This window comes from Roseateles sp. (assembly GCF_052436255.1).
Taxonomy (GTDB): Bacteria; Pseudomonadota; Gammaproteobacteria; order Burkholderiales; family Burkholderiaceae_C; genus Pelomonas.
On the sequence record NZ_JBQVNP010000033.1, the window covers coordinates 1 to 25,316 of the forward strand.

Consider the following 25,316-nt stretch of genomic DNA (forward strand, 5'->3'; position numbering starts at 1 on the left):
GCACCTCGCGGCACTGGGCGATGGCGGCGGCAGCGCCTTCCGGCGTGGTGGTGTCGGCCTGGATGCGCAGCGCGGCCGGCACGTCGGCCAGGCCGGCGGCCTCGCGGCCCACGGCGGCGACCTGCCAGCCCTGGGCCCGCAACTGAGCGCACAGGGCGCGGCCGATGCCGCCGCGGGCGCCGGTGACGAGGACGATGGGATTCATGCAGCAGTCTCCAAAGCGGGGCGGGCAAAGCTCGCCAGGTAATTGACCGAGGTGTCGCGCGTCCAGCTGGCGCGGTGCAGCAGCGGCAGGTAGCGCATGCCCAGCCGCTGCAGCGGCCGCAGGCCGGCGCGCGTGGCGGCGGCTTCCAGCTCGGCCGGCGTGACGAACTGCTGCCAGCGGTGCGTGCCCACCGGCAGCACGCGCAAGATGTATTCCGCCCCGGCAATCGCGAACAGCCAGCTGCGCGCGGTGCGGTTGATGGTGGAGGCGATCAGCAGCCCGCCCGGCGCCACGTGGCCGGCCACCTGCGCGAGGAAGGCCGGCACGTCGTCCAGATGCTCCACCACCTCCAGCGCCAGCACGATGTCGAAGCGCTCGTCGGGGCGCAGCGCGACGGTGGGCTCGCCGACGCGGTAATCCAACGCTGGCAGCTCGCCGGCATGGCGCCGCGCCGCGCCGATGTTGCCGGCCGAGGCGTCGATGCCCACCACGCGCAGCCCGTCGCGCGCCAGCGGCTCGGCCATCAGCCCGCCGCCGCAGCCCACGTCCAGCAGGCTCAGGTCGGTGCGCCCGGCGTGGTGGCGGCGGATGGCGTCGCGCACCCAGTCCAGGCGCAGCGCATTGGTGACGTGCAGCGGCCGCATCGGGCCCTGTGGGTTCCACCAAGTGGCGCTCCAGGCGTCGAAGCGGGCCACCTCGGCGGGGATGACGGTGCTGCTGCGCGCGCCTTCAGACATGGCGACACACCGAGACGGCGGCTGCCGAGCCCTTGCCGACCACGGCACACCACAGCCGCAGCACGAGGCCCGCCGGTCCGGCATGAGCCTGCGCTTCGTCACGGTGATGGGCCTCGTCCCGGCGGCAGGCCTCCAGCTCGGCGCGCAGGCCGGCCCAGGTGGCGTCGCCGGTCAGGCGGTCGATCTGCTCCTGGTAGTGGCCGTCGACAAAGGTCTCGACGGCAGCAATCGTGGCGTAGACCGCAGGCGGGCCGAACAGCGCCGGCAGCGCGCCGGTCAGCCAGCCGCTGATGCGCCACAGCGGCAGCAGGGCGCTGCGCTGGCGCGGCCGCAGCCAGGCTTCGACGACGGCGAGATGCTGCTGCTCGGTGGCCAGGTGGCGCCGGGCAAAGTCGCGCAGCGCGGGGTTGCGGCTGACTGCCAGCACGCCGCGATAGATGAAGACGGCGCCGGTCTCGCCGGCATGATCGGTGCGCAGGTCGGCGGCCAGCGCAGAGGGCAGCGCTGGCCGGTCGAGCACCGCCATCACCGGTGCACCCTGGGCGCTACGCGCCGTCCCGCCAGGCGGGAGCTGAGCCCCTTCGGACGGCCGGGCGGGGCTCATGGCGCCCGCCGCCAGGCGCGGCGCAGCAGCAGGAAGGCGCCGTAGGCCGCATCCAGCAGCGCCACCACGGGCCGGTGGTTCAGCCAGCGCGCCAGCATCGCCGTGCGCGGCAACGCGGCCCACATGGCGATGAAGGCGGCGGCACCCCCCACCAGCGTGCCATCGGCGCGGCGCACATGCAGCCGCGCCAGGGCGGCATCCCGGCTCAGGCCGGGCCCGAAGGCGCCGGCATCGCAGGCGGCCGCGTTGACCCAGCACACCGCATCGGCGCCCGGCTGGCGCCGGTACATCGCAATCTCGCGGCTGCAGACCAGGCAATCACCGTCGAAATAGACCGTGGGTGAAGCGTCCTGGGGCGTCTTGCTGGCTTGCATGCCGGGCATGTTGCCCACATGCCCGTGACCTTGCCGACGCTCGGGTATGCCTCAGCCCTGCCGCGCCTCCAGCACGGTCAAGCTGCCGCGCAGTTCGCGCAGGGCCTGCTCGATGCGGGTCTCCTGCGGCGCGGGCAGCAGGCGCGCCTCGCGGTTGGCCAGAACATCCAGGCGCAGGGCCAGGCCGGCGCGCTCGAACTGCGGGCCCAAGGTCGTGGCGCGTTCGCGCAGCAGTTCGCGCGTGGCTTGGTAGGCATGCTCGGCGAGGTGGCGGCGCTGGCTGTAGCTGAAGGTGTTGGCCATGAAGAGCTCGGCATCGCGCGGGTCGGGCTCGAACAGCAGGATGTCGGTCTGCGGGTGGCTGAGCTCATAGCCACGCATGCCGAGCTCCAGGCGCGAATGAATCAGCGAGCGGAAGGTCTGCGACAGCACCAGCGGCAGGCCGCCGTCCACCAGGCGGTGGATGCGCGGCTGCAGCGCGCGCAAGGCCGGACGGCCGAGTTTGCTGGCCAGCTTCCTGGCCCGCCGCGAGCGCGCATCGCGCGGCGACAGGCGGTTGCTCTCATAAGGCACCAGCGGGTTCAGGCAGATCAGCAGATCCAGCCCCCGGTCCAGCAGCACGGAGGCGTGCAGCGTCTTCTTGAGCGCGCCGTCCACGTAATGCCGGCCGTCGATCTTGACCGGCGGGAACAGCCCCGGCAGCGCAGCGCTGGCCTGCACGGCCTGCGAGATGGGCACATGGTCCCAGCCCTCGGTGCCGAAAGGGATGGCGTCGCCACTGTCCAGGTCGGTCGCGACGAGCACGAGGCGGTGGCGCAGCTCGCGGAAGTCGTTGGTGCGGCCGGGCTTGGCGAAGACCTGCGTCAGCGCCGCGCCGAAGCGGTCACTGCTCAGCAGGCCGGTGGGCAGCACGCGGCCCAGGCGTTCGACGGCACCGAGCACGGAGCGGCCTTCCAGCAGGATTTCGCGCGCCGCGTCGGCCAGCAGTTGCGGGACAAGGCGCAGGCGCTCGCCGAACTCGGCCCAGGCCGGCTGCAACAGCTCGGCCGGGTCGAAGCGGTCGGGCGCCTCGGCGGTGTTCTCGATGAAGGCGGCGCAGAGCTGGCGCGGCGTCATGCCGTTGGCCAGGCCGGCGGCGATGAAGCCGCCCGCGCTGACGCCGATGTAGCCGTCGCAGGCGGTGAAGTCGAGGCCTTGAACAGCCTCCTCCAAAGCACAAAGGGCGCCAACTTCATAGATGGCGCCCAGTGGGCCTCCGCCCGCCAAGGCCAAACCGATCCTCGGTTGGCTCATGGTCGCAGAGAGTTGGAGTGCTTAGGCTTGAGCGGCTTGCTCGGCGGCCGGTGCTGAGGCGGCCTTCTTGGTGGCCGGGGCGCGCTTGGCCGGGGCGGCCTTCTTGGCGGGCGTGGCAGCCGCCTTCTTTGCCGGAGCGGCAGCCTTCTTGGCCACGGCCTTGACGGTCACCTTCACGGGTGCGGCCTTGGTGACGGCCTTGACGGCGGTCTTCTTGGCGGGCGCGGCCTTGGCGACAACCGCCTTCTTCGCGGCGGCAGCCTTCTTGACGACGGCCTTCTTGGCCTTGACAGCGGGCGCGGCCTTCTTGAGGCCAGCCGAGACGGCCAGGTCGTCGATGCGCTTGATCAGGCTCTGCACGTCGCTGGCCGAGGGCACGTTCAAGGTCTTGAGCGCCTTGGCGACGCGCTGCTCGAAGATGGATTCCAGCTTGTCCCAGTGCTGGCCGGCCTTGGCGCCGACATCACCGGCCACGCCGCTCATCTTGCTGGCCACGGCGCTGAGCTTTTCCTCAGCGGCGGATTGGGTCTTCTTCTGCAATTTGAGTCCTTCCGAAACGAGGGCCTCGAAAACCTTGCCACCCTCGCCCTGGGCCTTGGAGAAGGATGCCAGACCGGCAGCCCAGATCTGCTGGGCGCTGTCCTTGACGTTTTGCGCCATTGCGCTGTCGAGCAGGCCAGCGGGGAAGCCGGTGGCGGCCGCAGCCTTCTTCTTGTCAGCCATCTTCTGGAGCTTCTTGACCATGGGGTGTCCTTGCGAGTTAGCGAATTGCCGACGCACTGTAGCGGCGGCATCCCGCGCCAGCACGGCCATTCCTAGTGAGTGCGCTCTATGTCGCCCCTCGGGAAAGTGCCCAGCGAGACGCCGGGAGCGCTGGTGAAGAATCAGCGCGGATCACCCCATCCAACAAGCAGGAGACCCGCATGCAGTATTTCGTCACTGGCGCCACCGGCTTCATCGGCAAGCGACTCGTCAAGAAGTTGCTGGCGCGGCGCGGCAGCACGGTCCATTTCCTGATGCGTGAGGAGAGCGCGGGCAAGCTGCCCGACCTGCTCGCCTACTGGGGTGTCTCCAAGACCCGCGCGATCCCTGTCTACGGCGACCTTACCGGCAAGAAGCTCGGCGTGGCCAGCGACGTGATCAAGAGCCTCAAGGGCAAGATCGACCACCTCTATCACCTGGCTGCGGTCTATGACCTGGGTGCCGACGAGGAGTCGCAGGTCGCGGTGAACATCGAGGGCACGCGCAGCATGGTGGAGTTCGCCCAGGCCATCGACGCGGGTCATGTGCACCATGTGTCATCGATTGCGGCCGCAGGCCTGTACGAAGGGGTGTTTCGCGAGGACATGTTCGAGGAGGCCGAGAACCTCGACCACCCCTACTTCATGACCAAGCACGAGAGCGAGAAGATCGTGCGCAAGGAGTGCCGGCGGCCGTGGACGGTCTACCGCCCCGCGCTGGTGGTGGGCGACTCCACCTCCGGCGAGATGGACAAGATCGACGGCCCTTACTACTTCTTCAAGCTGATCCAGCGCATGCGCCAGATCCTGCCGCCGTGGATGCCCAGCGTCGGCCTGGAAGGCGGCCGCATCAACATCGTGCCGGTGGACTTCGTCGTCGATGCGCTCGACCACATCTCGCACAAGGTCAGCAAAGGCCAGGGCTGCTACCACCTGGTGGACCCGCAGGGCTACCGCGTCGGCGATGTGCTGGACATCTTCAGCAAGGCCGCGCATGCGCCCAAGATGAACCTCTTCATCAACGCGGCGCTGATGGGCTTCATCCCCAAGAGCGTCAAGAAGGGCCTGATGGCGCTGGCGCCCGTGCGCCGCATCAAGAACGCGGTGATGAAGGACCTCGGCATTCCCGAGGACATGATGACCTTCATCAACTACCCCACGCGCTTCGACTGCCGCGACACCGAGGCGGCGCTGAAGGGCTCGGGCATCGCCTGCCCCGACCTGAACGACTACGCCTGGCGGCTGTGGGACTACTGGGAGCGTCATCTCGACCCGGCCCTCTTCATCGACCGGTCCTTGCGTGGCGCGACCGGCGGCAAGGTGGTGCTGGTGACCGGCGGCTCCTCCGGCATCGGCCTGGCCGCGGCCATCAAGTTCGCCGAGGCCGGCGCCATCACGCTGATCTGCGCGCGTGACGAAGCCAAGCTGGCCGAGGCGGTCAGGGAGATCAAGGACAAGGCCGGCAAGGACGCTCAGATTCACAGTTATGCCTGCGACATCGCCGACGAGGCCGGCTGCGCCGGGCTCATCCAGTGGTGCAACGACGAGTTCGGCGGCGTCGACTTCCTCATCAACAACGCCGGCCGCTCCATCCGCCGCGCCATCGAGAGCAGCTACGACCGCTTCCACGACTTCCAGCGCACGATGGACCTGAACTACTTCGGCTGCCTGCGCGTGACCATGGGCCTGCTGCCCGGCATGGTGGCCAAGAAGAAGGGCCATGTCGTCAACATCAGCTCCATCGGCGTGCTGACCAATGCACCGCGCTTCAGCGCCTATGTGGCCAGCAAGGCCGCGCTGGACGCCTGGACGCGCTGCGCCTCCAGCGAGTTCGCCGACACCGGCGTGACCTTCACCACCATCAACATGCCGCTGGTGCGCACGCCGATGATCGCCCCCACGGCCATCTACAAGAACGTGCCGACGCTGGCGCCCGAGGAGGCCGGCGACATGATTGCGCAGGCCTGCATCAACAAGCCGGTGCGCATCGCCACGCGCCTGGGCATCTCGGGCGAGATGCTGCATGCCGCCGCACCCCGCATCGCCCAGATCGTCATGAACACCACCTTCCGCATGTTCCCCGACAGCTCGGCCGCCAAGGGCGACAAGTCCGGCAAGTCCGGCCTGTCGCCCGAGGCGATTGCCATGCAGCAGATGATGCGAGGCATCCACTTCTGAGCAGCGACACTCGACACGGGCCCGGCTTCGGCCGGGTCTTTTCATTCAGGGGACAAATCAGATGCTGAGAGGACAACGCGTCGGCCTGCGCTACGTCACCGAGGACGACCTGCCCTGGCTGAAGCGCACGACCGGCGACCCGCAGGTGCGCGGGCCCTTCCTGGGATCGCGCATGATGACGCCGCATGCGGTGGAGCAGCGCTGGAAGGACAGCGGCTTCGCCAATGAAGACGCCGAGCGGCTGCTGATCTGCCACCTGCTCGACGGCAGCGTCATCGGCGATGTGGTGCACTTTGCCGCCGCTCGCTACACGACGGCGCGCGAGATCGGCTGGACGCTGGCCGATGTCTCGATGCGCGGGCAGGGCCTGGCCAGCGAGGCGGCATCGCTGCTGGTCGACTACCTGTTCGAGAACTGGCCGGTGAACCGCCTGTCCTGCGGCATGTCGGTGCACAACCATGCCTCGCGGCGCGTGGCCGAGAAGTGCGGCTTCAAGCATGAGGGCATCCAGCGTGGCGTCGTCTTCGTGGCCGGCCAGTACGTGGACTGCCATGCGTTGGCGCTGCTGCGCAGCGACTGGCTGGCGATGAAGGGCAGGCCTGCGTGAAAGCCAAGGAGTTCGACCTCATCGTCTTCGGCGCCACCGGCTTCACCGGCCGGCTGGTGGCCGAATACCTGCACCTCAGCGGCGCGGACGGCGCACGCTGGGCGATTGCCGGGCGCAGCCTCGACAAGCTCGCCAAGGTGCGCGACGAGCTGCACCTGCCGCCTTCGGTCGCGCTGCTGAAGGCCGATGCGAACGACGCTGCTGCTTTGAAGGCCTTGGTCGCACGCACCCGCGTCGTCATCACGACGGTCGGCCCCTACCAGCTGCACGGCGAGCCGTTGGCCACGGCCTGTGCGGAAGGGGGGACCGACTATGTCGACCTCTGCGGCGAACCGTTGTGGATGGCCCGCATGATCGACAAGCTCACGCCGCTCGCGCAGAGGAGCGGCGCGCGCATCGTCTTCTCCTGCGGCTTCGACTCCATCCCCTTCGACCTTGGCGTTGTCTACCTGCAGGCCGAAGCGCAGGCCCGCTTCGGCGCGCCGCTGCCCGAGGTGCGCGGCCGGGTCGCGCGGCTCAAGGGCACGTTCTCCGGCGGCACCTTGGCCAGCATGATGGAGACCATCGAGGCCGTGCGCCGCGAGCCCGGCCTGATCAAGCTCATGACCAACCCCTTCGCCCTGGCCGGCGGCTTCAAGGGCCCGCGCCAGCCGAACGACCAGGGCGCCGACTTCGACGACTGGGCCGACGCCTGGGCCGGCCCTTTCGTGATGGCCACCATCAACACCAAGAACATCCACCGCAGCAACGCCCTGCGCGGCCACCCCTGGGGGCGGGGCTTCGTCTACAGCGAGAAGCTGCTGACCGGCAAGCCCGGTCAGGGTGACAAGGGCCGCAGGAAGGCCAAGGCGCTGGCGCGCTTCACCCAGCTGCAAAACCTGGCCCTGGGCTTCGGACCGACGCGGGCGCTGCTGCGCCGCTTCGTGCTGACCCAGCCGGGCGACGGCCCGGGCAAGGCCGCGCGCGAGGCCGGCCGCTACGAGGTCTGGTTTGCCGGGCGGGCGGCCGGCGGCCAGACGCTGCGCGCCATCGTCAAGGGCGACCGCGACCCCGGCTACGGCTCGACCTGCAAGCTCATCAGCGAGGCGGCTTTGTGCCTGGTGCGCGACGTGAGCCATGACGCGACGCCGGGCGGCGTGTGGACACCTGGCAGCGCCATGGGCCTGGCCCTGGTGCGCCGCGTGCAGGCCCGCGCCGGGCTGAGCTTCGAGATCGCGGCCTGATGACAACCCGCTGGGCCATTGCGCAGCCGCGCATGCATGGGTCGCTGGAAGGCAACCTGGCCGAGACGCTGGCGACGCTGAAAGCGGCAAAGTCGGCCGGAGCGAATGGCTGCGTCTGCACGGAGCTGACGGTGACGGGCTTTCACCGGCGCCTGGCCGGGCTGCCCGGAACGTCTCGATCGCTGCACGCTGCACATGGAGGCTGCGTGTGAAGACACCCGCGCTTCAATGGGACGATCTGCGCATGGTGCTGGCCATTGCGGAGCACGGCACGCTGTCGGCGGCCGCGCTGCAACTCAACATCAGCCACCCGACGCTGTCGCGGCGCTTGCAGGGCATCGAGCGACGCCTGGGTACGCGTTTGTTTGATCGGCTGCCCACCGCGCTGCGCCCCACGGAGGCCGGCGACGCGGTGCGGCAGCTGGCGCTCAGGTGGCGCGACGATGCGGCCGCGCTGGAGCGCCGCATCGGCGGCCTGGATGCCGCCGCTGACGGCCCCGTGAAGCTCACCGCGCCGGATGCCGTGGCGGAGTACCTGCTGCCCGACATGCTCGCGTCGATCTGCCGCACCCATGCCGGTTTGCAGGTCGAATTGCTGGTGGCCAACCAGGTACTGTCGCTGTCGCAACGCAAGGCGGATATCGCGCTGCGCGTCACCAGCAAACCGGACGATTCGCTGACCGGCCGGCAGGTCGGATCGGTCGCGATGGCGGTGTACGTGGCGAGTGACCTGGCTGACCGCGCCGCCGAGGGCGGCGGCATGCCGTGGGTGGGCTTCGACGCGGCGCTGGCATGCAGCGGCCCTGCCGTCTGGCTGGCCCAGCACGCGCCGCAGGGCGGCGTCCGCTTGCGCGCCAACACCTTGCTGGGTGCGGCCCGAGCCGTGCGCGCCGGCATCGGCTGCGGCGTGCTGCCCTGTTTCGTCGGCGGTGCGTTGCCGGGCGTCGTGCGACTGGGCGGACCCCTGCCCGAGTTGGTTCAGCCGCTGTGGATGCTGATGCACCGCGATGCCGCAAGGCTGCCGCGCGTGGCGCGGGCGAGCCAGGCGCTGGCCGATCAGCTCCGGCTGGCGGCGCCGCGGTTGAACGGCGACGCTTGACCGGGTGGCTACATCAGCCGGGACAGGTGCGAGCCCCGCGTGGCCAGGTACTGCTCGAAGCGCCGGCCGTAGTCACTCGCCACGGCGCGCTGGACGCTGACGCGTTCGGCCAGCCGGCGGCGATAGGCGGACAGGCGGGGCAGGCCCGTGAAGGCGCCAAAGTCGGCAATCCGGTCGAAGCTGTCGAAAAGGCGGAACACGGGCGCGAGCGCGCTGTCGACCAGACTAAACCGGTCACCGTCGAAGTAGTTGCCGCCGCCGAGCTGTCGTTCGAGGGCGGCGAAGCGTCCTGTCAGCTCGGCGCGCTTGCGTTCGAAGGACGCCTCGTCCGGTGCCGAATAGAAGGCGAATATGTCGCCGACGAGGGCCGAAGCGAACTCGACCCAGGCACGGTCCCGGGCGCGCGCCGCAGGCTCGGCCGGCAGCAAGGGCACCGCGGGCGAGACCTCCTCGATGTATTCGCAGATCACGGCAGACTCGAACACAACGGTATCGCCGTGACGCAGCACCGGCACCTTGCCCAGTGGCGAAAGGTTGAGGAACCAGGCCGGCTTGTCGGCAAGATCGATGTAGGTGCGTTCGAAGGCGATGCCCTTTTCACCGAGTTGGATGGCAGCGCGCTGGGTGTAGGGGCAGAGGTGGTTGCTGATCAGTTCGAAGGCGTGCATGGCGGAGCCGGTCGTGAAGGGAGGCTCCACGGTAGGCGGCGGTGCCGAATGGCGCCATTGAGAAGATGTTCAGCCCGTTGTGCAGAATTGTTCTGCCATCCCGTCAGGGACCGAAGCAAGGCATGGGTGGGGCGCACAGCGACCCCGGCAACGCGGCAGCGTCACGCCGATCCCCGGCCCGGCTGGTTGGGGCAGGCAAGGGCGCATGCGACGCGCGGACCAGCATGGCAACCGGATCCGCAGTGCTGCTGTCAGTCCCGCCCGGCGGGCCGCTCGAAGCCGTTGTCCACCCAGGCCTCGGCATTGGCCTGGCTGAGCTTGAAGCCGGCGGCCACCTTGACCTGGGCTAGGCGCTGGTCGGCCGCGTCGAAGGCGCTCAGCCAGGCATAGGGGTCGTCCTCGGCGGGCACGATCTCCAGCGTGATCTTCAGCCAGTTGCCGTCGCGCGCCACATAGAGCGCCTTGTTCAGCTGCGCATGCAATTGCTGCTCGTGGCGGCGAATGACTTCGGAGGCCGTCTTGACCAGGGTGTTGAAGGCGTTGACGTCCAGCGGCTTGGGGTTCTTCTTGTCGCGGCCCATGGTCCAGGGGCCGACCAGGGCGGGTTCGCTCTGCCCGGCCTTGAACATCGCGACGGCCCAGCCTTCGTCGTCCTCGTTCTTGATGACCTGGGCGGTCCAGCCGTTGTCGCGCCAGAGGCGCGCTTCGAAAAGGGGCTCGTCCTGATCGACGCTGCTCATGCCTTCAAGCCCTTGGCCAGCAGTTCGGCCACGAGAGCGTTGATGCCGCCTTCATGGCCGGCGGCGCGTTCGCGCAGCTGTTCGGTCAGTTCGGCAGGCAGCTTGCAGGCAAAGGGCACCAGGCCGGCGGCGGCATCCAGTTTGCGTTGGGCCTTGCGGTCGGGCAGCGCCGCAGCGGCTTGGCCGAAACGGCCGGGTGTCGCCTTGCCGCGCATCGCGCTGTCCAGCTTCATGCCGGCGACGCGTTCCAGATCGGTTTTCTTCATGCTCATGGGTCGGATTGTCCTTGTTCAGGGCGGCCTGGTCCGGAGCATCAACAAAGGGCCGCGTCCAGCGCGGGCGCGGCACGAGCCTGGCTGTCGTCAGCCGTTGCTGTGCGGGACCACGGCCGGCGCGCGCGTGACGCGGGTCTTGCCGCCGGTGGTCACCAGGATGACGGGGTCACCGCTGTTGAAGCTCTCGGCGCCCTTGGCCTGGATGACCGAGCGGCGCTCGCCGTTGCGCAGCTGGACGATGATTTCCAACGCATCCTCACGCGTGGCCGAGCGCTCGATGGCGTTGCCGATGACGGCACCGGCCACCGCGCCGAGGACGCCGACAATCTGGCCTTCACGTCGGCCGCCGACCGAGCTGCCGGCAATGGCGCCGGTGACACCACCCGCCACACCGCCGATGCCGCTCTGCGAGCCGTCGACGGTCACCGGGCGCGAAGACAGCACGGTCGCGTCCTGCACCTGCGACAGACGCTGCGCATCACCGCGCTGGACGACATCGGGACTGGTCGTCGAGCAGGCCGAAAGCACCAGGGCGGCGGCCAGGGTGACGGAAGTCATGAGCTTGGACATTCGATTCTCCTTGGGCAAAACGGCAGCCCAACGTTCGCAATTGTCCTGCCGTTGACGGCTCGACGCTCTCGGCTACAACTATTTACCGTCCGCCGTCAACGGAGCGCGCGCGAGTCATCCATGCAAGCGTGAACTGCGCGGCACACTCGCCAGCAGAAACTCCATCTGGTCAGCCAGGATGCGGCGGCCACGCAGGATCATGTCCTCGTGCAGGCTGGGCACATAGGGCAGGTAGAGCAGGCTCATGTTGGCCTCTTCCGGCAGGCGGCTGCCCTTGCGGCCATTGCAGGGCCGGCAGGCGGTGATGCAGTTCATCCAGGTGTCGTAGCCGCCGCGCGAGGTCGGATGAATGTGCTCGCGCGTCAGGTCTTCGGGCAGGCAGCGGTGCCCGCAGTAGGCGCAGATGAAGCGGTCGCGCACGAAGAGCTTGCTGTTGGTCAGTGCGGGAGCCTGGCGCCAGGCCCGGCTGGGCACCGCGCCGCGGACGGCAATGATGGGGTGGACCTCGATGCGCGACTGCCGCCCGCTGATGCGCTGCCAACCGCCACGCAGCACCTGGCAGGGGTCGCCCAGCGTCCAGGCAATGCCGTCGCAGGCATAGATCACGGCCGCTTCACGGGTGGTGATCCAGGCCTGAGGCCGGCCAGAGACATCGAGTTGGAGCACATCCACAGAAGTCAACCTCCAGGCCGGAGACTACTTCAGAAGCCGCTTGCCCCTCAAGCGTGCGCCCATGACACATGGGCGTCCGCGGGTGTTCCCTAGGTTGTTGGCAGTATTAGGCACATCACCCTAGGAAATCACGGGGTGATGCTGGCGCTGTCGCGGGAGCGACCTGCAAAATAGAACGATCGTTCGTTTTATTCCTGACCTCCCTCCGCCCGTGTCCACGCTGCCAGTCACCGCCAAGAAGACCGCCCCGCTGCGCGTTGCGAAGCCGGCGCGTGTTGCGCGTTCGCTTCAGAAGGGCCAGCAGACCCGCGCCGCCATCCTTGAGGCCGCCCTGGGCCTGGCCTCGCACATGGGCCTGGAGGGCCTGTCCATCGGCGCACTGGCCGACGTGACGGGCATGAGCAAGTCGGGCGTCTTCGCTCACTTCGGCTCGCGGGAGGAGTTGCAGATCGCCGTCGTCACGGAGTACCACGCCAAGTTCGAGGAAGAAGTCTTCTTCACCGCCATCCGCGAGCCGCGCGGCCTGCCGCGGCTGCGTGCGATGTTCGAGCGCTGGGTGCGGCGCGTGTCGGTCGAGGTCGACTCCGGCTGCATCTACATCAGCGGGGCGGTTGAGTTCGACGATCGGCCCGGCCCGGTGCGCGACGCGCTGGTCGCGATGGTCAAGGCCTGGCATGCGGCGCTGCAGAAGGCCATCCAGCTGTCCATCGGCGAAGGCCATCTGAAGACCGACGCCGACGTCGAGCAGATCTGCTTCGAGTTGCACGGCCTGATCCTCTCCCTGCACCACGACGCACGCTTCATGCGCATCCCCGGCGCGCTCGCGCGGGCCGGGACCGGTTTCGACCGGACCATCCAGTTTTATGCCACGCCGGCCGGGCTCGACCTCGAGCTGCGCTGCAAGGCTCCCAAGAATGGCGCCGCCAGGCGCTGAACCGATTCACCACCCCACCATCGTTCCAGGAGTACCCGATGCCCCAGTACACCCCGCCCATGCGTGACATGCAGTTCGTCATGCACGAGCTGCTGAACGTCGTCGACGAGCTGAAGATGCTGCCCGGCCACGCAGACATCGACGCCGACACGATCAACGCGGTGCTCGAGGAAGGTGGCAAGTTCGCTGCCGAAGTCATCGCCCCCATCAACCTCAGCGGCGACGCCGAGGGCTGCACGCTGGACAAGACGACCCATGAGGTGACGCCGCCCAAGGGCTTCAAGGATGCCTACAAGCAGTACGTCGAAGGCGGCTGGCCGTCACTTTCCTGCGACCCGGAATTCGGTGGGCAGGGCCTGCCGCACCTGGTGAACCAGTTTTTCTACGAGATGCTGAACTCGGCCAACCAGGCCTGGACGATGTACCCCGGCCTCAGCCACGGCGCCTATGAGGCCCTGCACGCCCACGGTACGCCAGAGCAGCAGGCCACCTACCTGCCCAAGCTGACCAGCGGCGAGTGGACCGGCACCATGTGCCTGACCGAGCCGCACTGCGGCACCGATCTCGGCATGCTGCGCACCAAGGCCGAGCCGCAACCCGACGGCACCTACAAGCTCACTGGCGCCAAGATCTTCATCTCGGCTGGCGAGCACGACATGGCCGACAACATCATCCACCTGGTGCTGGCCCGCCTGCCCGACGCGCCGGCTGGGTCCAAGGGCATCTCGCTCTTCGTCGTGCCCAAGTTCAACGTCAACGCCGACGGCTCACTGGGCTCGCGCAACGGCATCTTCTGCGCCGGCCTGGAGCACAAGATGGGCATCCACGGCAACGCCACCGCGCAGATCGTGCTGGAGAACGCCAACGGCACGCTGGTGGGCCAGCCGAACAAGGGTCTGGCCGCGATGTTCGTGATGATGAACGCCGCCCGCCTGGGCGTGGGCAACCAGTCCCTCGGCCTGACCGAAGTGGCCTACCAGAACGCCGTCGCCTACGCGAAGGACCGCCTGCAGATGCGCGCGCTGAGTGGCCCGAAGGCGCCGGACAAGCCGGCCGACCCCATCATCGTGCACCCCGATGTGCGCAAGATGCTGCTGACCGCTCGCGCCTTTGCCGAGGGCGGCCGCATGCTGCAGGCCTACACGGTGCTGCAGCTGGACAAGGCGCTCAAGAGCGACGACGAGGACGAGCGCAAGGAATGCGACGCCGAAGTCGCGCTGCTGACGCCCATCATCAAGGCCTTCATCACCGACAACGGCTGGCTGGCCACGTCGCACTGCCTGCAGGTGTTTGGCGGCCACGGCTTCATCCACGAGTGGGGCATGGAGCAGTACGTGCGCGACGCGCGCATCAACATGATCTACGAGGGCACCAACACCATCCAGTCGCTGGACCTGCTGGGCCGCAAGGTGCTGGGCAACAACGGCGCCACGCTGAAGAAGTTCGGCAAGAAGATCGCCGCCTTCATCGAGGAAGAGGGCACCAACGAAGCCATGCAGGAATTCGTCAACCCGCTGGCCGACCTGGGCGACAAGGTCAACAAGCTCACGCAGGAACTCGGCATGAAGGCCTTTGGCAACCCCGACGAAGTGGGTGCCGCCGCAGTGGACTACCTGCGCGTCGTGGGCCACATGACCTTTGCCTACTTCTTCGCCCAGGCCGCCAAGATCGCGCTGGCCAAGAAGGACAGCGGCGACCCCTTCTACACCGCCAAGCTGGCCACGGCGCGCTTCTACTTCGCCAAGCTCCTGCCCGAGACGGCCAGCCTGATCCGCACCGCGCGCGCCGGCCTGGCACCGCTGATGGAAATGGAAGAGGCCCTGTTCTAAACCGCTTCAACAACGAGAACGCCCGATGAAATCCCTGTTCGCTGCTGCCCTGCTGTTGCCCTCGCTTGCGTTCGCGCAGGCCACACCCGTGGGCCTGTGGAAGACCATCGACGACGACGGCAAAACCGCGAAGTCGCTGGTCCGCATCAGTGAACAGGGGGGCACCCTGGTCGGCAGCATCGACAAGCTGCTCGACCCCAAGGATCCCGGCGACTCCAAGTGCGACAAATGCAGCGACGACCGCAAGGACAAGCCGGTCGTGGGCCTGCAGATCATCCGCGGCGTGAAGGCCGATGGTGAGGGCCTGTGGGGTGGCGGCGAAATCCTGGACCCGAATAACGGCAAGACCTACCGCACCCGCTTGAAGCCGGTGGACAGTGGCAAGAAACTGGAGGTGCGCGGCTATGTCGGCGCCCCTCTGTTCGGACGCACCCAGACGTGGATTCGCGTCGAGTGACGGATCTTTCAAGAATTACCAGGAGTACATCCCCATGAGTCGATTCCAAGTCCGCAAGGTCGCCGTGCTCGGCGCCGGCGTGATGGGCGCGCAGATCGCCGCCCACCTCGTCAACTGCAAGGTGCCGGTCGTGCTGTTCGACCTGCCCGCCAAGGAAGGCCCGAAGAACGGCATCGTGACCAAGGCCGTCGACGGCCTGAAGAAGCTCAAGCCCGCGCCGCTGGGCGACGCAAGCGAGGCGGCGCTGATCCAGCAGGCCAACTACGAAGAGCACCTGGAAGTCCTGCGCGGCTGCGACCTCGTCATCGAGGCCATCGCCGAGCGCATGGACTGGAAGCTCGACCTGTACACCAAGATCGCGCCCTTCGTGGCCCCGCACGCCATCGTCGCGTCCAACACCTCGGGCCTGAGCATCACCAAGCTCTCCGAAGTGCTGCCCGAAGCAATCAAGCCGCGCTTCTGCGGCATCCACTTCTTCAACCCACCGCGCTACATGGCGCTGGTCGAGCTGATCAACACGCCGACCACTCAAGCCGACATCCTCGACCAGCTCGAAGCCTTCGTCACCACGTCGCTGGGCAAGAGCGTCGTGCGCGCCCATGACACGCCCAACTTCGTCGCCAACCGCGTCGGTATCGCCGGCATGATGGCCACGATGATCGAGGCCGAGAAGTTCGGCCTGAGCGTGGATGTGGTCGACGACCTGACCGGCAAGAAGCTGGGCCGCGCCTCGTCGGGCACCTTCCGCACGGCGGACGTCGTCGGCCTGGACACCATGGCCCACGTCGTCAAGACCATGCAGGACAACCTCAAGGACGACCCGTTCTACAGCACCTATGCCACACCCAAGGTGCTGGCCGGCCTGATCGAAAAGGGCGCCCTGGGCCAGAAGACCGGCGCCGGTTTCTACAAGAAGGTCGGCAAGGACATCCAGCGCCTGGACTTCGCCACCGGTGAGTACGTCGCCGGCGGCAAGAAGGCCGACGAGATCGTCGCCCGCATGCTCAAGAAAGCCCCGGCCGACCGCCTGAAGCTGCTGCGTGAATCGACCAACCCGCAGGCCCAGTTCCTGTGGGCCATCCTGCGCGACAGCTTCCACTACGCCGCCGTGCACCTGAACACCGTGGCCGACACCGCTCGAGAAATTGACTTCGCGATGCGCTGGGGCTTCGGCACGACGCAAGGCCCGTTCGAGCTGTGGCAGGCAGCCGGCTGGAAGCAGGTCGCCGAGTGGATCTCCGCCGACATCGCCGACGGCAAGACGCTGTCCAGTGCGCCGCTGCCGGCCTGGGTGATGGAAGGCCCGGTCGCCGAGGCCGGTGGCGTGCACACGCCGGCAGGCTCGTGGAGCGCCGCCGAGGGCCGGTTCAAGCCGCGCAGCGAGCTGCCGGTCTACGAGCGCCAGGCCTTCCGTGAATCGCTGCTTGGCACCGGCGCCGCTGACCCGCTGAAGTCGGGCACCGAGCTGTTCAAGAACGAGGAGGTGCGCGTCTGGACGCAGGACGGCAACGTCGTCATCGCCTCCATCACCGCCAAGCTGCATCTGATCAGCCCGGCCGTCACCGAAGGGCTGCTGAAGGCGGTCGAGATTGCCGAGGCCGACTACAAGGGCCTGGTGATCTGGTCGCCGGACGACGTGTTCTCGGCCGGCGCCAACCTCGAAAGCCTGATGCCGGTCTTCATGAAGATGGGCAGTAAGGGCATCGCGCCGGAAGAGAAGAAGCTGCAGGACATGATGCTGCGCTTGCGCTATGCGTCCGTGCCGGTCGTTGCGGCGATGCGCGGCCTTGCACTCGGCGGCGGCGCCGAGCTGGCGGTGCATTGCGCGCGGCGTGTCGCTCATGTGGAAAGTTATGTCGGCCTGGTCGAAGTCGGCGTCGGGCTCATCCCCGGCGGTGGTGGCCTGACCTACATCGCCCGCCGCGCTGCCGAGATGGCAGCCGCTGGCAATGCCGGCGCCGACATCCTGAGCTTCCTGAAAGACGGCTTCCTGACTGCTGCAACCGCCAAGGTTGCGACCTCGGCGCACGAAGCCAGGAAGAACGGCTTCCTGCTGGAGTCCGACATCATCGTGCCGCACAAGGACGAGCTGCTGCACGTGGCCACGGCCACCGCGCTGGGCTTGGCCGAGGCCGGCTATCGCCCGCCGCACAAGGCGCTGTTCCCTGTGGCCGGCCGCAGCGGCATCGCCACCATCAAGGGCCAGGTGGCCAATATGCGCGACGGCGGCTTCGTCAGCGAGCACGACTTCCACCTGGCTGCGGCGATTGCCGACGTGGTCTGCGGTGGCGAGGTCGAGGCGGGTTCCCTCGTCACCGAGGAGTACCTGATGGCGCTCGAGCGCAAGCACTTCTGCTCGTTGCTCGACCACCCCAAGACCCAGGAGCGGATCATGGGCATGCTCCAAACCGGCAAGCCCGTGCGCAACTGAGATTGATGTCGTGAACCGGCTTCAACGCACCCTCGCCAAGCTGGACGGCCTGCCGTCCGCGCTGCGTGGGCCTGCGCGCAACTTCGCGCTGCGCCGCGCCGTGCCCTTCACCGGCACGGCGGGGCTGGACTTCGTTGCGCTCACCGCTGAGTGCAGCGAGATCCGCGTGGCCAATCGCCGCCCGGTGCAGAACCACATCCAGGGCGTGCATGCGGCCGCGATGTCGCTGCTGGCCGAGACCGCCACCGGCATGGTGGTGGGCATGAATGTGCGTGATGACTGCCTGCCGCTGTGCAAGTCGCTGCAGGTGAATTTCCGCAAGCGTGCGACGGGCGGCCTGGTCGCCAAGGCGCATCTGACGGACGCCCAGCGCGCCAGCATGGCCAGCGACACCAAGGGTGAAGTGCGGGTTGCCGTGACCGTGACCGACGAAGCCGGCATCGAGCCGATCGAGTGTGAATTTGTCTGGGCCTGGGTGCCCAAAGAGAAGCCCCAGGCTTAAAGGAAAAATCATGAGCAAGCAAGTCCAAGACGCCTACATCGTTGCCGCCACCCGCCTGCCCATCGGCAAGAGCGGCCGCGGCTACTTCAAGAACACCCGCCCCGACGAGATGCTCGTCAAGGTCATGCAGGCCGTGCTGGCGCAAGCCCCCGGCCTGGACCCGGCGGCCATTGAAGACGCCATCGTCGGCTGCTCCTTCCCTGAGGGCGAGCAGGGCATGAACATCGCCCGCGTGGCCTCGGTGCTGGCGGGGCTGGGCCCCACCATCGGGGGCGTGACGATCAACCGCTACTGCGCCTCGGGCATCACCGCCGTGCAGATGGCCGCTGACCGCATCCGCGTCGGCGAGGCCGACGTGATGTTTGCCGGCGGCGTCGAGTCGATGTCGATGATCCCGATGGGTGGCAACAAGCCCTCGCTGAGCCCGCTGATCTTCGAGAAGGACGAGAACATCGGCATCGCCTACGGCATGGGGCTGACGGCGGAGAAGGTCGCTGCGCAGTGGAAGATCAGCCGCGAAGCGCAGGACGCGTTCTCGGTGGAATCGCACCGCCGTGCCGTGGCCGCCATGGCCGCCGGCCACTTCGATGCCGAGATGACGCCTTTCGATGTCGTCGAGCGCACGCCCAATCTGGCCGACGGTTCTGTCAACGTGAAGACCCGCACCGTCAAGCTCGACGAAGGCGCGCGGCCCGACACCAGCCTGGAAGGCCTGGCCAAGCTCAAGCCCGTGTTCGCCGCCAAGGGCAGCGTCACGGCCGGCAACAGCTCGCAGACCAGCGATGGCTCGGGCGGCCTGCTGATCGTCAGCGAGGCGGCGCTCAAGCGCTACAACCTGACGCCGCTGGCCCGCTTCGTGTCCTTCGCCGTGCGCGGCGTGCCGCCCGAGATCATGGGCATCGGCCCCATCGCCGCCATCCCGGTCGCGCTGAAGGCCGCCGGCATCACGGCCGCCGACCTGGACTGGATCGAGCTGAACGAAGCCTTCGCCGCGCAGTCGCTGGCCGTGCTGAACGACCTCGACAGCAAAGGCATCGAGCTGGACCGCGCCAAGGTCAACCCCAACGGCGGCGCGATCGCGCTGGGCCACCCGCTGGGCGCCACCGGCGCCATCCGCGCGGCCTCGGTCATCCACGGCCTGCGCCGCACCGGCGGCAAGTACGGCATGGTGACGATGTGCGTCGGTGCCGGCCAGGGTGCCGCCGGCATTTTCGAGAGGATGTGACCCACCCCCTACCGGCTTCGCCGGCCCCCTCAAGGGGGCGCCCTCGACGCCCGGCAAGGCCGGTTCCGTGAGGGCCACTGGGGAAGGCACCACCCGACAACAAGGGCCTGCTCACGACAGGCAGTGCCAAGCATGAATAGACGCAAGTTGCTCAGATCGACGACGATGTTGCTCGCAGCGCCGGTCGCTTCGACCCTGCTGACCGGCTGCACCGGCAGGCTGAAAACGTTCACGACCTGGAAGCAGGGCCAGCAGGCCGTGCTGGATCTGCTGTTTGTTCCGAAGGTCGTGCAGGGCAATGCCTGGAACCTGAGCCAGGTGCTGCAGCATCTGGCCCAGAGCATCGAGTACTCGATGCAGGGCTATCCGGTGCTCAACGGGGCCTGGTTCCGTTCCACCATCGGCTCAGCGGCCTTTGCGGTCTTCAATGCGCGCGGCACGATGAGCCACGACCTGGCCGAACCCATTCCCGGCGCGCCGCCGCTGGACGCCTCGCAGACCTTGAAGACCTCGGTGCAGCGCCTGCTCGACGCGATGGACGCCTTCGCCCAGTTCAACGGCACACTGCGCCCTCATTTCGCCTACGGTGAGCTGACCAAGCCGCAGTACGAGCGAGCCCATCTGATGCACCTGGCCAATCACTGGACGCAGTTCCACGCCAAGACGGCTGTGGCCTGACGTCGCCCGCTTGACGCTGCGCCTGGTGCCGATGCCGTCCAATAGCGCCAGCACCATCTGCCGCAAGGAATTCACATGACCATCAAGAGCTATACCGTCAACGGCATCGCGACCCTCGAGATCGCTCGCCCCGAGAAGAAGAACGCCATCACCCAGGCCATGTACCAGGCCATGGCCGAGGCGCTGCGCGCTGCCGATGCGGACCCCGCCGTGCGCGCCGTGCTGATCACCGGTCAGCCCGGCATCTTCACATCCGGCAACGACCTTGAAGACTTCATGAGCGCGCCGCCGCGCGGCGAGGACGCACCGGTCTTCCAGTTCATGCACGCCCTGGTGGACAGCGGCAAGCCCGTCGTCGCGGCGGTCACGGGTGCCGCCATCGGCATCGGCACGACGATGCTGCTGCACTGCGACCTCGTCTTCGTCGCGGATGACGCGCGCCTGGCCATGCCCTTTGTCGGCCTGGGCCTGGTGCCGGAATTTGCCTCCAGCCATATCGTGCCGCAGTTGATGGGCAACCGCCGTGCGGCCGAGAAGCTGCTGCTCGGCGACCCCTTCACCGGTGAGCAGGCGGTGGAATGTGGCATCGCCAACCGCGTGCTGCCGGGCAGCGAGGTGGTCAACCACGCCCGCCGCATCGCCGAGCGCTTCAACACGCTGGCGCCCGGCGCCGTGCGCGAGAGCAAGAAGCTGATCCGCGACCCGCTGCGCGCGGCCGTCAAGGAAGCCATCGCGCGGGAAGCCGAGATCTTCGGCGCGCGCCTGCGCAGCCCCGAGGCGATGGAGGCCTTCCAGGCCTTCTTCCAGAAGCGCGCACCGGACTTCTCCAAATTTTCCTGACCGTCTCCAAGATCGCGCTTGGGCCCCTGCTTGTCCTGCAGGGCCGGCGCGTTCGGGCGACTGCGCTGCGCCTGCCTGAAGCGGCCGGGCCACGGGTGGTGGACGGCACGGCGCTGCGCCTGCTCATCGTCGGCGATTCGTCCGCTGCCGGCGTGGGCGCATCGCATCAGGACGAAGCCCTGGCCGGCCAGCTCGCGCGCTTGCTGGCCACACGCCTGGGCCAGCCGGTGGGTTGGCAACTGCTTGCCCGCAGCGGCTACCGCAGCGAACAGGCGCTGGCCGCGTTGCAGGCCGCCGACCTCGTACCCGCCGACGTGCTGATCACGGCACTGGGCGTCAACGATGTCGTCGACCAGGTCGCGCCGCAGCGGGCGATCGCCGCACTTGACTGCATCCACGCCTTGGCCACGTCGCGCGCCGGTGTGCGCCTGGCCGTGCATTGCGGCGCACCGCCCATGCAGACCTTTCCGCTGCTGCCGCAGCCGCTGCGCTGGTTCTTCGGCCGGCAGGCGGCCCGCTTCAATGCAGCGCTGGCGAAGGCGATGACCGGCCGTGCGCACCGGCGCGTCGTGCTGCTGCCCGAGGCCATGCAGCGCAACGCCGCCGCGCTGATGGCCGAGGACGGCTTTCACCCCGGCCCGCGCGGCTATGCGCTTTGGGCTGAGACGCTGGCCGACCAGATAGAAGCAGGGCTGCGCTGATCCGCTGTCTTGGACCGGCGGTGGGCCAATCGGTGCGCCATCGCCCGGGTCAGGGCTTCACGGTGCGCGGCTTGCCTTCGCGGTCGATGGCCACGAAGGTGAGATTCGCCTCGGTCACCTTGACGACGTGCGGGTTCTCGGGGTCGCGCTCCGCCATCACCTCGACATGCACCGTGATCGACGTGCGGCCAACCCGCGTGACCGTCGCATAGAAGCTCAGCAGGTCGCCGATGGAGACCGGCTGCTTGAAGATGAACTCGTTGACGGCCACGGTGGCGACGCGGCCACGCGACAGGCGCGCCGGCATGATGGAGCCGGCAATGTCCACCTGCGCCATGATCCAGCCGCCGAAGACGTCGCCGTTGGCGTTGGCGTCGGCCGGCATCGGCATGACGCGCAACACCAGTTCGCGCGTGCCGGCCTGATATTGAACGGGGATTGAATCCAGGGTCATTGCGGTCACTTGTGACAATCGTCGTCCTTCATTCTCGGTCCTGCGCTTGCGATCCCTCACTTCAGCATCATCCGTGCCACCCGCCGCCGCCGCCGCCCCCACGCCTCGCGGCGACTGGGGCACGGTCAGGCGGCTGCTGCCCTACCTCTGGCTCTACCGCTGGCGGGTCGGGCTCGCGCTGGCCTTCATGGTCGGTGCCAAGTTCAGCAACGTCGGCGTGCCGCTGCTGCTGAAGAACCTGGTCGACAAGCTCGATCTCAAGCCGGGCCAGCCCGAGACCCTGCTGGTCGTGCCGCTGGGCCTGTTGCTGGCCTATGGCGCGCTGCGGCTGACGACCTCGCTGTTCACCGAACTGCGCGAGCTGATCTTCGCCAAGGCCACCGAGGGCACGGCGCGAAGCATCTCGCTGCAGGTGTTCCGGCATCTGCACGAGCTGAGCCTGCGCTTCCACCTTGAACGCCAGACCGGCGGCATGACGCGCGACATCGAGCGCGGCACGCGGGCCGTGCATTCGCTGATCAGCTATTCGCTCTACAGCATCGTGCCGACGCTGATCGAGGTGGTGCTGGTGCTGACGCTGCTGGGCGTCAAGTTCGACGTCTGGTTCGCTGGCATCACCATCGCCGCGTTGGTGGTCTACATCGGCTTCACCGTCGTCGTCACCGAGTGGCGCACCAAGTTCCGCAAGGTGCTCAACGAGCTGGATTCGGTGGCCCACAGCAAGGCCATCGATTCGCTGCTGAACTACGAGACCGTCAAGTACTTCAACAACGAGGGCTTTGAGGCGGTGCGCTACGACGAGAGCCTGGAGAAGCTGCGCCGCGCGCAGCTCAAGAGCCAGACGACCTTGTCCATGCTCAACGTCGGCCAGCAACTCATCATCGCCACGGCCCTGGTGCTGATGCTGTGGCGAGCCACGCAAGGCGTCGTGGACGGGCGCATGAGCCTGGGCGACCTGGTCATGGTCAACGCCTTCATGATCCAGCTCTACATCCCGCTGAACTTCCTCGGTGTGATCTACCGCGAGATCAAGCAGGCGACCACCGACATCGAAAAGCTGTTCGGTCTGCTCGACCGCGACCGCGAGGTCGCCGATGCGGCCGCTGCGACCGAGCTGGCCGCGCGCGGCGGCAGCGTCGTCTTCGACGATGTGCGCTTCGCCTACGACCCCGTGCGGCCCATCCTGCACGGCGTCAGCTTCGAGATTCCGGCCGGCAAGAAGGTCGCCGTGGTCGGCCCCAGCGGCTCGGGCAAGAGCACGCTGGCGCGGCTGCTCTACCGCTTCTACGACATCGATGGCGGCCAGATCCGCATCGACGGCCAGGACATCCGCACCGTGACGCAGTCCAGCCTGCGCCGTGCCATCGGCATCGTGCCGCAGGACACCGTGCTCTTCAACGACACGGTGGCCTACAACATCGCCTACGGCCGCCCCGGCGCGAGCCTTGACGAGGTGGAAGGGGCCGCGCGCGCGGCGCACATTCACGGATTCATCAGCGCCACCCCGCTGGGCTACGACACCATGGTGGGCGAGCGTGGGCTGAAGCTGTCCGGTGGCGAGAAGCAGCGCGTGGCCATCGCGCGCACGCTGCTGAAGAACCCGCCCATCCTCATCTTTGATGAGGCGACGTCGGCGCTGGACTCGACCAACGAACGCGCCATCCAGGCGGAGCTGGAGGCGGTCGGCCAGAACAAGACCGTGCTTGTCATCGCCCACCGCTTGTCGACGGTCGTCGACGCGCACGAGATCCTGGTGCTGGAGCAGGGCCGCATCATCGAGCGCGGTCGGCATGAGGCCCTGCTGGCGCGCGGCGGGCGCTATGCCGAAATGTGGAAGCTGCAGCAGTCGGTGGATTGAGATCCCTCGCCCAGTCTTGCCGCGCTGAACGCGGGCAAGCCTGATCGGTCCCCCGAGGGGACGGCGATGCACGCGGCATTGAGCCGCTCGCACATCGCCCGAGCGGGCCGGCTGGGGTGCGGCCCGGCGCTTGGCCCGCAGGAATCGCGGCGCCCCACGCTGATCAATGTGGCTTCTTGGGCTTGTCGAAGCTCTTGGGCCGGTAGACGTTGCCGTCCCACTCGCCGTCGGCTCGCCCCTCGCCCTGCTGGGCCGATTGCCGCGCCTTGCGGATGACGCGCTCGGCCTCAAGGGCCGCCGCACGCGTCTGGCGCTGGCGGCGACGCCAGCCGGTGGCGCGGTCGATCTGGGCCCGGAACCAGCCACCCAGCCGCGCCACGGCGGCATCCACCCGGGCCCGTGCGCGGTAGGGCAGGGCCATGTGCAACGCCAGTGCGAGGCAGGTGGCAAGGCCGAGGGCGGCGAGCACGGTGCTGAACATGGCTTGAGTTTGACCTAAACCGCTGTCCGGGGCCACCTGTGTTGAAGGGGTGTCAGGCTTTCTGGCCGACGTTCTGGCGAATGGCCCACAACGCCAGCATGGCGTCAGGAATCTTCCGGCTCGCTGCGTCCCGCTCGGCGGCGCTGGCCTCCGCCAGGCCGCCGTCCTCGGCGGCAAGTGCGGCGATCGGCGCCAGCAGCTCGGCCGTGTCGTCGGCGTCGAACAGCGGCCCCCAGGCCTCGGGCGCCAGGTCCACGGCCAGGAGGAAGCCGGCCGCCCAATCCTCGGCGTCGGCGTACTCGGTGTCCTCATCCGCGCCGTCGGCAAAGCTGAAGATGGGCTCCCAGCCCTGCGGATGCTGGGTCCAGGCCGTGGCGATGGACTGCAGCTGCCGCAACACCAGCATGACGACCTTCTTGCGCTGCTTGCCACTGGCGAACGGCGCCGGCTCGGGCTCGCCATCACCGCCCCAGATCAAGGGCAGCCAGGCCTCGCCGGGCAAGTCGGCGAGATCCAGCCCCGGGGTCAGCAGCAGTCCGGCCAGGTAGCCGTCCAGCGCTTCGATGTTCATCGCGGCCTCGGTCGGCAGGGCGCCGAGCAATTCATCGAGGTCGTTGAGCTCCTCATCGGACAGCGGGCGGTTGTCGGAGGCAGGGTTGTAGTGGGGGTAGTTCATGCGCGTGGTCCGTTCAGCCGTGCCGGCCGTGGCGGCTCTTGGGTTTCTTGCTGTCGAGCTCGGTGAGCTGTGCCTTCAACAAAGCCATCAGCACGCGGGCGTTGGCCTCGGTCATGAGAACGAGGGTGCTGGGTTCGATGCCCTCGATGGGCGTCTTGGGGGCCACCGTGGCGTCCACCTTGAACATGAGCTGGCCATGCTGGTTGGCGGACGCGGCCTTGAATTTTTGAATCTCGATCTGATGCGTCTTCATCCCCTCATCTTG

The 25,316-nt window shown here is 68.0% G+C and carries 30 protein-coding genes; 15 read left to right on the forward strand and 15 right to left on the reverse strand.

Translation table 11 applies throughout. The annotated features are described in order from the left end of the window. The 6 genes from ACT6S0_RS10085 to ACT6S0_RS10110 form a co-directional block, all read right to left on the reverse strand. Positions 1 to 205 (reverse strand): SDR family NAD(P)-dependent oxidoreductase (locus ACT6S0_RS10085; RefSeq protein WP_444763770.1); only part of this gene is annotated, 205 nt, incomplete at its 3' end. Next, positions 202 to 942 carry a bifunctional 2-polyprenyl-6-hydroxyphenol methylase/3-demethylubiquinol 3-O-methyltransferase UbiG gene (gene ubiG / locus ACT6S0_RS10090; RefSeq protein ID WP_444763771.1) on the reverse strand — a complete coding sequence of 247 codons (741 nt, stop codon included), beginning with the start codon at positions 940 to 942 and terminating at the stop codon, positions 202 to 204. The genes ACT6S0_RS10085 and ubiG, both read right to left, overlap by 4 nt. Then, positions 935 to 1,546, reverse strand: a complete 612-nt coding sequence (locus ACT6S0_RS10095; RefSeq protein WP_444763772.1) for a demethoxyubiquinone hydroxylase family protein — start codon at positions 1,544 to 1,546, stop codon at positions 935 to 937. The genes ubiG and ACT6S0_RS10095 overlap by 8 nt, the downstream gene beginning before the upstream one ends. Further along, on the reverse strand, positions 1,543 to 1,920 hold the full coding sequence (locus ACT6S0_RS10100; protein ID WP_444763773.1) for a DCC1-like thiol-disulfide oxidoreductase family protein: 378 nt from the start codon (positions 1,918 to 1,920) through the stop codon (positions 1,543 to 1,545). The genes ACT6S0_RS10095 and ACT6S0_RS10100 overlap by 4 nt, the downstream gene beginning before the upstream one ends. Positions 1,921 to 1,971: 51 nt before the next feature. Next, positions 1,972 to 3,213: a patatin-like phospholipase family protein gene (locus ACT6S0_RS10105; protein WP_444763774.1), complete on the reverse strand. Its 1,242-nt coding sequence runs from the start codon at positions 3,211 to 3,213 to the stop codon at positions 1,972 to 1,974. Positions 3,214 to 3,234: 21 nt separating this feature from the next. Next, positions 3,235 to 3,957, reverse strand: a complete 723-nt coding sequence (locus tag ACT6S0_RS10110) for a phasin family protein (protein ID WP_444763775.1) — start codon at positions 3,955 to 3,957, stop codon at positions 3,235 to 3,237. Positions 3,958 to 4,136: 179 nt separating this feature from the next. On the opposite strand from ACT6S0_RS10110, the gene ACT6S0_RS10115 reads away from it, so the two are divergent. The 5 genes from ACT6S0_RS10115 to ACT6S0_RS10135 all read left to right on the forward strand — a co-directional run bounded on the left by ACT6S0_RS10115 (position 4,137) and on the right by ACT6S0_RS10135 (position 9,060). Further along, a complete protein-coding gene (locus ACT6S0_RS10115; protein WP_444763776.1) occupies positions 4,137 to 6,131 on the forward strand; it encodes an SDR family oxidoreductase in 1,995 nt (664 codons plus the stop codon). A gap of 61 nt (positions 6,132 to 6,192) precedes the next feature. Beyond that, complete coding sequence (locus ACT6S0_RS10120; RefSeq protein WP_444763778.1) at positions 6,193 to 6,738, forward strand: GNAT family N-acetyltransferase; 546 nt, start codon at positions 6,193 to 6,195, stop codon at positions 6,736 to 6,738. Then, positions 6,735 to 7,961, forward strand: coding sequence for a saccharopine dehydrogenase family protein (locus tag ACT6S0_RS10125; RefSeq protein WP_444763780.1), 1,227 nt, complete (start codon positions 6,735 to 6,737; stop codon positions 7,959 to 7,961). The genes ACT6S0_RS10120 and ACT6S0_RS10125 overlap by 4 nt, the downstream gene beginning before the upstream one ends. Continuing rightward, positions 7,961 to 8,173, forward strand: coding sequence for a hypothetical protein (locus tag ACT6S0_RS10130; RefSeq protein WP_444763781.1), 213 nt, complete (start codon positions 7,961 to 7,963; stop codon positions 8,171 to 8,173). Before ACT6S0_RS10125 ends, ACT6S0_RS10130 begins: the two co-directional genes overlap by 1 nt. Continuing rightward, positions 8,170 to 9,060, forward strand: coding sequence for a LysR family transcriptional regulator (locus ACT6S0_RS10135; RefSeq protein WP_444763782.1), 891 nt, complete (start codon positions 8,170 to 8,172; stop codon positions 9,058 to 9,060). The genes ACT6S0_RS10130 and ACT6S0_RS10135 overlap by 4 nt, the downstream gene beginning before the upstream one ends. Before the next feature lie 8 nt (positions 9,061 to 9,068). On the opposite strand, the gene ACT6S0_RS10140 is transcribed toward ACT6S0_RS10135, so the two are convergent. From ACT6S0_RS10140 to ACT6S0_RS10160, 5 genes are all read right to left on the reverse strand, one after another. Beyond that, a complete protein-coding gene (locus ACT6S0_RS10140; RefSeq protein WP_444763784.1) occupies positions 9,069 to 9,728 on the reverse strand; it encodes a glutathione S-transferase family protein in 660 nt (219 codons plus the stop codon). 251 nt (positions 9,729 to 9,979) lie between these two features. Then, positions 9,980 to 10,468, reverse strand: coding sequence for a hypothetical protein (locus ACT6S0_RS10145; protein WP_444763785.1), 489 nt, complete (start codon positions 10,466 to 10,468; stop codon positions 9,980 to 9,982). Continuing rightward, the gene (locus ACT6S0_RS10150) at positions 10,465 to 10,740 is read right to left on the reverse strand and encodes a hypothetical protein (RefSeq protein ID WP_444763786.1); all 276 of its coding nucleotides are present in this window, start codon (positions 10,738 to 10,740) and stop codon (positions 10,465 to 10,467) included. Before ACT6S0_RS10150 ends, ACT6S0_RS10145 begins: the two co-directional genes overlap by 4 nt. A 90-nt stretch (positions 10,741 to 10,830) precedes the next feature. Beyond that, on the reverse strand, positions 10,831 to 11,313 hold the full coding sequence (locus tag ACT6S0_RS10155; protein ID WP_444763787.1) for a glycine zipper 2TM domain-containing protein: 483 nt from the start codon (positions 11,311 to 11,313) through the stop codon (positions 10,831 to 10,833). A gap of 114 nt (positions 11,314 to 11,427) precedes the next feature. After that, on the reverse strand, positions 11,428 to 11,985 hold the full coding sequence (locus tag ACT6S0_RS10160) for an HNH endonuclease (RefSeq protein ID WP_444763788.1): 558 nt from the start codon (positions 11,983 to 11,985) through the stop codon (positions 11,428 to 11,430). 220 nt (positions 11,986 to 12,205) lie between these two features. Here ACT6S0_RS10160 and ACT6S0_RS10165 point away from each other — a divergent pair, with 220 nt between their 5' ends. The 9 genes from ACT6S0_RS10165 to ACT6S0_RS10205 all read left to right on the forward strand — a co-directional run bounded on the left by ACT6S0_RS10165 (position 12,206) and on the right by ACT6S0_RS10205 (position 21,582). Further along, positions 12,206 to 12,919 carry a TetR/AcrR family transcriptional regulator gene (locus ACT6S0_RS10165; protein ID WP_444763819.1) on the forward strand — a complete coding sequence of 238 codons (714 nt, stop codon included), beginning with the start codon at positions 12,206 to 12,208 and terminating at the stop codon, positions 12,917 to 12,919. Between the two features lie 38 nt (positions 12,920 to 12,957). Then, positions 12,958 to 14,748 carry an acyl-CoA dehydrogenase C-terminal domain-containing protein gene (locus ACT6S0_RS10170; RefSeq protein WP_444763789.1) on the forward strand — a complete coding sequence of 597 codons (1,791 nt, stop codon included), beginning with the start codon at positions 12,958 to 12,960 and terminating at the stop codon, positions 14,746 to 14,748. Between the two features lie 25 nt (positions 14,749 to 14,773). Continuing rightward, positions 14,774 to 15,205: a DUF2147 domain-containing protein gene (locus ACT6S0_RS10175; RefSeq protein WP_444763790.1), complete on the forward strand. Its 432-nt coding sequence runs from the start codon at positions 14,774 to 14,776 to the stop codon at positions 15,203 to 15,205. A 34-nt stretch (positions 15,206 to 15,239) separates the two neighbouring features. After that, the gene (locus ACT6S0_RS10180; RefSeq protein ID WP_444763791.1) at positions 15,240 to 17,636 is read left to right on the forward strand and encodes a 3-hydroxyacyl-CoA dehydrogenase/enoyl-CoA hydratase family protein; all 2,397 of its coding nucleotides are present in this window, start codon (positions 15,240 to 15,242) and stop codon (positions 17,634 to 17,636) included. A 10-nt stretch (positions 17,637 to 17,646) separates the two neighbouring features. Further along, positions 17,647 to 18,138 carry a DUF4442 domain-containing protein gene (locus tag ACT6S0_RS10185; protein WP_444763792.1) on the forward strand — a complete coding sequence of 164 codons (492 nt, stop codon included), beginning with the start codon at positions 17,647 to 17,649 and terminating at the stop codon, positions 18,136 to 18,138. Positions 18,139 to 18,148: 10 nt separating this feature from the next. Beyond that, positions 18,149 to 19,363 carry an acetyl-CoA C-acyltransferase gene (locus tag ACT6S0_RS10190; RefSeq protein WP_444763793.1) on the forward strand — a complete coding sequence of 405 codons (1,215 nt, stop codon included), beginning with the start codon at positions 18,149 to 18,151 and terminating at the stop codon, positions 19,361 to 19,363. Positions 19,364 to 19,495: 132 nt separating this feature from the next. Then, on the forward strand, positions 19,496 to 20,041 hold the full coding sequence (locus tag ACT6S0_RS10195) for a DUF1569 domain-containing protein (RefSeq protein WP_444763794.1): 546 nt from the start codon (positions 19,496 to 19,498) through the stop codon (positions 20,039 to 20,041). Positions 20,042 to 20,116: 75 nt separating this feature from the next. Beyond that, positions 20,117 to 20,881, forward strand: a complete 765-nt coding sequence (locus ACT6S0_RS10200; RefSeq protein ID WP_444763795.1) for an enoyl-CoA hydratase — start codon at positions 20,117 to 20,119, stop codon at positions 20,879 to 20,881. Between the two features lie 95 nt (positions 20,882 to 20,976). Beyond that, positions 20,977 to 21,582 carry an SGNH/GDSL hydrolase family protein gene (locus ACT6S0_RS10205; RefSeq protein WP_444763796.1) on the forward strand — a complete coding sequence of 202 codons (606 nt, stop codon included), beginning with the start codon at positions 20,977 to 20,979 and terminating at the stop codon, positions 21,580 to 21,582. Between the two features lie 49 nt (positions 21,583 to 21,631). On the opposite strand, the gene ACT6S0_RS10210 is transcribed toward ACT6S0_RS10205, so the two are convergent. Beyond that, positions 21,632 to 22,036: an acyl-CoA thioesterase gene (locus ACT6S0_RS10210; protein WP_444763797.1), complete on the reverse strand. Its 405-nt coding sequence runs from the start codon at positions 22,034 to 22,036 to the stop codon at positions 21,632 to 21,634. A gap of 73 nt (positions 22,037 to 22,109) precedes the next feature. Between ACT6S0_RS10210 and ACT6S0_RS10215 the strand changes: the two genes are divergently transcribed. Beyond that, positions 22,110 to 23,894 (forward strand): ABCB family ABC transporter ATP-binding protein/permease, encoded by a 1,785-nt coding sequence (locus ACT6S0_RS10215; protein WP_444763798.1) that lies wholly within the window; start codon positions 22,110 to 22,112, stop codon positions 23,892 to 23,894. 163 nt (positions 23,895 to 24,057) lie between these two features. Here ACT6S0_RS10215 and ACT6S0_RS10220 read toward each other — a convergent pair whose 3' ends face one another. The 3 genes from ACT6S0_RS10220 to ACT6S0_RS10230 are packed head-to-tail and all read right to left on the reverse strand — an operon-like array spanning position 24,058 to position 25,304. Then, on the reverse strand, positions 24,058 to 24,375 hold the full coding sequence (locus ACT6S0_RS10220; protein WP_444763799.1) for a hypothetical protein: 318 nt from the start codon (positions 24,373 to 24,375) through the stop codon (positions 24,058 to 24,060). 52 nt (positions 24,376 to 24,427) lie between these two features. Then, complete coding sequence (locus ACT6S0_RS10225; RefSeq protein WP_444763800.1) at positions 24,428 to 25,051, reverse strand: UPF0149 family protein; 624 nt, start codon at positions 25,049 to 25,051, stop codon at positions 24,428 to 24,430. Between the two features lie 13 nt (positions 25,052 to 25,064). Next, positions 25,065 to 25,304, reverse strand: a complete 240-nt coding sequence (locus ACT6S0_RS10230) for a hypothetical protein (protein ID WP_444763801.1) — start codon at positions 25,302 to 25,304, stop codon at positions 25,065 to 25,067. Positions 25,305 to 25,316 lie beyond the last annotated feature (12 nt).